Here is a 3597-nt window from a genome sequence, read left to right as displayed (position 1 = left end):
GCCGGTCGCCGGGCGGCCGCCACGCTGCTGGTCGCCGAGACGCTCGGCTCGATTCTCGATGAGCAGGCTTCTCGCGAGTTATTTGACACAATCGAGATGCCTCTCATTCCCGTGCTTCACGCCATGGAGCGACGAGGGATCGGGATTGACAAGGACTATCTGATTGAACTGGGTGAGACCCTCAGACGCGATCTCGCTGCGCTAGAGATCGCCATCCACAAGATTGCGGGCGAAGTGTTCAACATCAACTCGACTACTCAGTTACGGGTCGTCCTATACGAAAAGCTTGAATTACCCGTTCTGAAGAAGACCTCCAAAGGGGTTCCTTCGACTGATGCCTCAGTGCTGGCCAAGCTCGAGCATCCCATCGTTGAACAACTCCTGCGCTATCGCGAATTGGAGAAACTCCGTTCGACCTACGTGGATGGGTTTCTCCCGCTGATCAAGGCGGATGGGCGGATCCATACCACCTTCAATCAGCTTGGCGCGGCGACCGGGCGGCTGTCGTCAGACCACCCGAACCTTCAGAACATCCCGGTTCGATCCGAAACCGGCCGGACCGTTCGGCGGGCGTTCGTGGCTGCACCCGGCAATACGTTCATTGTCGCCGACTACAGCCAGATCGAACTGAGGATTCTCGCTCACATGTGCCGTGACGAGGGACTGCTTTCCGCGTTTGGGTCGGCGGGTGCCGATGTACACACCGCCACCGCTGCCTCGGTCTTCGGCGTTGACCCCGCCGAAGTGTCCAACGAGCAGCGGCGGCGGGCCAAGGCCATCAACTTCGGACTTCTCTATGGCATGGAGGCCTACGGGTTGTCCGAGCGACTGGAAATCTCCCGCGACGAAGCCAAAGAACACATTGACGCCTATTTCGCCAAATTCCCGGGTGTCCAGGCTTTCATGCAGTCGATCGTGGACGGCGCCAAGTCGGTCGGATACACGGAGACCGTTTTTGGCCGGCGGAGGTATTTGCCGGAATTGCGGTCCGACAACTGGCGGATCAGACAGATGGGTGAACGGATGGCTTTGAACGCACCGGTACAGGGAACCGCGGCCGACATCATCAAGCTGGCGATGCTGGAGGTTGAGGACCGTCTCGCTGGAACATCGGGGATTCAGTTGCTTCAGATCCACGACGAGTTGGTAATCGAGGCCTCCCAATCCGACGTCGATGAGTTAACCGCGGTTGTTGTGGCTGCCATGGAGGGGGTTGCCGATCTGGCCGTTCCGTTGCGGGTCGACGTTGGGGTCGGGCATTCGCTGGCGGATGTGAAGGGATGAATCATGTTGGCCAGCGCGGGTTGCACTGCTAGGCTCTTTTTTGCCTCGTGGCTAGACCGCGAGAGCTTTTCTGGAGGTAATAAACAAATCAATGTCTACTGATAACGACACCGCGTCCAATCCTGACGAGGTGACCCCCGAGCCGCAGGCTATCGACGCCGAGGCTGTCCACTCTGAAGTACCGGTACTACCGGACTCCGAAACCACCCCCGAACCTGCTGAGGAAGTCGAATCGCCTTCGGCCGAGTCTTCGGTTGTTGCTGATGAAGTTCCGGCCGTGCCGGAGGCATCGGAGGAGTCTCTTGAGCCTGTTCAGCCCGAGGTTTCTGAGGATCCTGCCGCCGAAGAGCCCGCCGCAGTGACCGCGATCGCGGAGGCTGAAGCTGTAGTGCCGCTGGTTGAGGTTGCCGACGAAGTGGTTGAGGAGCCGATCTACGATGGCCCGCCGGCCATTGTTCCGACTCGTATTTCGGACCTTCCAGACAGCATCGCCGATGATTTTGAAGCTGCTATCGAACACACCATGTTGGAGTTCAAAGAGGGCGATATCGTCGAAGGTGTTGTCGTTGCGATCGAGAACGACGAAGTCCTCGTCGATATCGGCTACAAGAGTGAAGGGGTCATCCCGCTCAGCGAGTTGTCGATCCGCAAGGCAGTTGATCCTCTCAGCGTCGTTCAAATCGGAGAGACGCTTGAGGCGCTCGTCCTCGACAAAGAAGACGAAGAAGGCCGCCTCATTCTGTCCAAGAAGCGAGCTCAGTATGAGCGAGCTTGGGGAAAGATTCAGCGGATCACGAATGCCGGAGGTACCGTGACCGGCCCGGTGATCGAGGTTGTCAAAGGTGGCCTCATCGTCGATATCGGGCTGCGCGGGTTCCTACCGGCGTCGCTGGTCGAACTGCGCCGGGTGCGCGATCTCGACCCATATGTTGGCGAACAGATCGAGGCCAAGGTCATTGAACTCGATAGGAACCGGAACAACGTTGTGTTGTCTCGACGTGCCTGGCTCGAAGAAGCCCAAGCCGAGCAGCGCCAGGCATTCCTTGACGACTTGAAGGTCGGAGATGCTCGTCCCGGCGTTGTGTCATCGGTGGTCAACTTTGGTGCTTTCGTCGATCTTGGTGGTATGGACGGACTCGTGCACGTTTCAGAACTGTCATACCAGCACGTAAATCACCCATCGGAAGTGGTCAAGGTCGGTGACGAAGTGCAGGTAAGAGTGCTGGAAGTCGATCGGGAACGCGAACGTATTTCCCTGTCGATCAAGCAGACCATGGAAGATCCCTGGGAATCATTCGCCCGTCAGTTCTCCGTCGGCGACAACGTCAGCGGCGTAGTAACGAAGACAGTGCCATTCGGTGCATTCGTGTCCGTTGGTGAAGGTGTCGAAGGTCTCGTTCACGTTTCGGAGATCGCCATGCATCGTGTGGAGTCCCCTGAACTGGAACTGTCGCTCGGTCAACCGGTGGAAGTGAAGGTGACGGAGATGGACAACCAGCGCCGTCGGGTCAGCCTGTCGATCAAGCAGGCGCTCCCTGGATACCAGGAACGACCCGCTGCCGAACCGGCTGCTCCCCGCCGTCGTCCGCCAGAGCGCCATGAGTTCGAGCGCGAAACCGAATCCGCCGAGGAGACCGAGAGCGCTTTCAACGTCGACTCGTCGCTCGAAGCAATTCTACAAGAGCTTAAAGAGCGCGGCATAGGCCGCCGATAGTAATTGGAGCAGGTCGTCCCGGAAGGGGTGGCCTGATCCAAAAGCGTCGGTTCGTTAACGGCCTGTAGTAGTGTTTCTCAGGACGTTGGTGAACCAGGTTTGTGGGTTCCACCAAGGGAGTCCATGAACTTAATTGCCCACGTCCGGGTACTCGTATGTGGGTTTCATAACAACACGTCTATCAAGAACATAAGGGGGGACAGGTTGGCCGCTACAAGAGCGACAAGGCTAGGTAGGCTTGTTCCGCAGGCTGTTTTGGAGTGTCAGAGGAGAAGTCGTGGGTAAAAGGGTAGTAGTTCTCGCAATTGCGATCATTCTGGCCGGTCTGGCGGCGCTCGCCGTTTGGCAGGTACTGACCAACGCCGAAGACGCTGCCAAAGAGGGTCTCAAGGAAACCGCCGTTTATCGCACAACGGTTCTAGTGCCTGAAGGCACCGAAGGTATCGTGGCGAATGCCAATGAGTGGTTTGTGTTGTCGGTTGAGAACGAAAAGTACGTTCCCGCGAATGCGATCACGAATGAGGCCGACCTGGAAGCGTTCGTTCTGACCAACCGGGTCGCGGCAGGACCGATTTCGGCCAATCAGGTTCTGACCGCGG

The 3597-nt window shown here is 57.9% G+C and carries 3 protein-coding genes; all 3 read left to right on the top strand.

Going from position 1 to position 3597, the window contains the following annotated elements; all coding sequences use genetic code 11:
- The coding region (locus tag JJE47_07060; GenBank protein MBK5267178.1) for a DNA polymerase I at window positions 1-1284 on the top strand (1284 nt) is incomplete at its 5' end.
- Window positions 1285-1375: 91 nt separating this feature from the next.
- Entirely contained in the window at window positions 1376-2998 is a 1623-nt protein-coding gene (gene rpsA, locus JJE47_07055) for a 30S ribosomal protein S1 (protein ID MBK5267177.1), read from the top strand.
- A gap of 277 nt (window positions 2999-3275) precedes the next feature.
- Window positions 3276-3597: hypothetical protein (locus JJE47_07050; protein MBK5267176.1), on the top strand; the 322-nt coding region annotated here is incomplete at its 3' end.

The organism is Acidimicrobiia bacterium (genome assembly GCA_016650365.1).
Taxonomy (GTDB): Bacteria; Actinomycetota; Acidimicrobiia; order Spongiisociales; family JAENVV01; genus JAENVV01.
Note: the sequence above shows the minus strand (reverse complement) of the source record. Positions and strands in the feature narration are given on the sequence as shown.